This is a genomic window from Gordonia sp. (in: high G+C Gram-positive bacteria), from assembly GCF_012515855.1.
GTDB lineage: Bacteria > Actinomycetota > Actinomycetes > Mycobacteriales > Mycobacteriaceae > Gordonia.
This window is the reverse complement of the sequence record NZ_JAAYXO010000262.1, coordinates 1-1,964: the sequence shown is the minus strand read 5'-3', so window position 1 is coordinate 1,964 and position 1,964 is coordinate 1. Positions and strand designations below refer to the sequence as shown.

Sequence of the window (1,964 nt, the reverse complement as noted above, 5' to 3'; positions counted from 1 at the left end):
CCGAAATCTGCGACCGAGCTTTAGAGTTCACGCGGGCGACGATCTCGAAGATGCCGTTGTAGCAACATTTTTCGTCGCAGAACTGCAGTTCAGGACGCTTGCACACCGTGGTGTGCGGACATTCTGGTGTGCGCTCGACACATTGGTTGTTGTGCCGACGACCGACCGTGGATCCCTCGAATGGGAGACCTATGCGTTCGCGTTCGGTCATCGGCTGGTGACGTTGCGCAAGGCGCGGGGGTTGTCGCAGGAGCAGGTCGCGGAGAGGTCTGGCCTGCACCGGAATGCGGTGTCGAATCTGGAACGTGCCGCGAGCAATGGTTCGTCGGGAATCTCGGATCCGCAGTTGTCGACCATTTATCGGCTGGCGCGGGCGCTCGAGGTGCCGCCGGTCTATCTGATTCCGGGCGCGAACGTACGGATCACCGACCGGGCGGCAGAGCAGGAGAGTAACGAGGCGCTGTCGGAGGTCGAGTCGGAGTTGGTGAGCATGATCGCCGCGGAGCAGTAGCCGCCTGGCGGGGCGCTGCGGCGTCGTACGAGGCAAACCAAAAAGGGTCGGTTCGCTGAAGCGAACCGACCCCTTTTGGATGGAACTACGTGTGGTACGGCTCCGCGCTGACCAGCGTGACGCTGAGCGACGCTCCGCTCGGCACGGTGTACGTGCGCGTCTCGCCGACCTTGGCGTCGATGAGCGCAGCGCCGAGCGGCGAGCTCGGCGAGTAGATCTCGATCTCGCCCGAACCCTCTTCGCGGGTCGCGATCAAGAAGGTCTCGGTGTCGGACTCGTCGCCGTCGTAGTACACGGTCACGACGGATCCGGGGAGGGCGACGCCCGACTGCTGCGGGGCCTCGCCGACCTTGGCCTTGTTCAGCAGATCCTGCAGCTGGCGAATACGCGCTTCCTGCTGGCCCTGCTCCTCACGCGCTGCGTGGTAGCCACCGTTCTCCTTGAGGTCGCCTTCTTCGCGACGCTCGTTGATCTCGGCGGCAATGACCGGCCGATTCGCAATGAGCGAATCGAGCTCACCCTTCAAGCGCTCGTACGACTCTGAGGTCAACCAAGTCACACCTGCATCGGTCATTGTGGTCTCCTTTGCTGTCCGCAAGTGGACTGCTTAAAATGCAGCAAAACGGCCCCTCGCGGAGCCGTGTACCCCTTAGCGTACCAGCGGATGTGGTCTATGGCACTTTCGGGGTGACCTGCGCTACATCGTCGAGTGCTTCCCTGTATGAGGGTTCAGCGCGCTTCAGGTGTCGCACCACGGCATAGGTCAACGGCATGATGGCGACCTCGACCAGGGTCTTCCAGACGAATCCGATGATGACGTAGTTGATGAAGTCCGACCACGTGCTGATTCCGATCGCGGTGGCGGCAATCGAACAGAACACCAGGGTGTCGAAGAACTCGCCGACGACCGTGGAGCCGATGAGGCGAGCCCACAGTCGTTTCTCGCCTGCGCGCTCCTTCATCTTCACCAGGACGAACGAGTTGAGGAGCTCGCCGACCAGGTAGCCGGCCAGGCCCGCGGCGACGATCTGCGGAACGGTCCCGAGGACGCTCGAGAAGGCGTCCTGGCCGTCGTAGAACTCGGCGGCGGGCAGTTCGATGGCGATCCAGAAGCACAGCGATGCGAGAAGGATCACCGCGAAGCCCGACGCGATGGTGCGACGCATGGCGCGGAATCCGTAGACCTCGCTGATCACGTCGCCGATCACGTAGCTCAGTGGAAACAGGAAGAAGGCTCCGTCAGTGACCAGACCGTTGACATGCAGCGGACCGAAATCGAACTGGAGCCAGTCGTCGAACAAGACGACGCCCTTGGTGGCGGCGATATTGCTGATCAGCATCACGCCGACGAACAGCGCGGTGAGCGCGGGGTAGTACGGGCTGGTCAGCTTGGCGAAAACCGCCTTGCCGGACCGTGTCACGCGTTGGCCTTCAGGTACGGCGGGACGTCGAT

At 62.6% G+C, this 1,964-nt stretch carries 3 protein-coding genes; 1 reads left to right on the top strand and 2 read right to left on the bottom strand.

Annotation, left to right across the window (positions count from 1 at the left end):
- Positions 1-511: helix-turn-helix transcriptional regulator (locus GX543_RS18000; RefSeq protein WP_290853922.1), on the top strand; the 511-nt coding region annotated here is incomplete at its 5' end.
- A gap of 85 nt (positions 512-596) precedes the next feature.
- Here the strand turns inward: GX543_RS18000 and greA are convergent.
- Positions 597-1,085: a transcription elongation factor GreA gene (gene greA, locus GX543_RS17995; RefSeq protein ID WP_290853921.1), complete on the bottom strand. Its 489-nt coding sequence runs from the start codon at positions 1,083-1,085 to the stop codon at positions 597-599.
- Positions 1,086-1,182: 97 nt separating this feature from the next.
- Positions 1,183-1,932: a queuosine precursor transporter gene (locus GX543_RS17990; RefSeq protein WP_290853923.1), complete on the bottom strand. Its 750-nt coding sequence runs from the start codon at positions 1,930-1,932 to the stop codon at positions 1,183-1,185.
- Positions 1,933-1,964: the final 32 nt, after the last annotated feature.

Bases quoted from the DNA above. Each gene is read 5' to 3' on its own strand.
- greA (WP_290853921.1), bottom strand. From the start codon at position 1,085: ATGACCGATGCAGGTGTGACTTGGTTGACCTCAGAGTCGTACGAGCGC.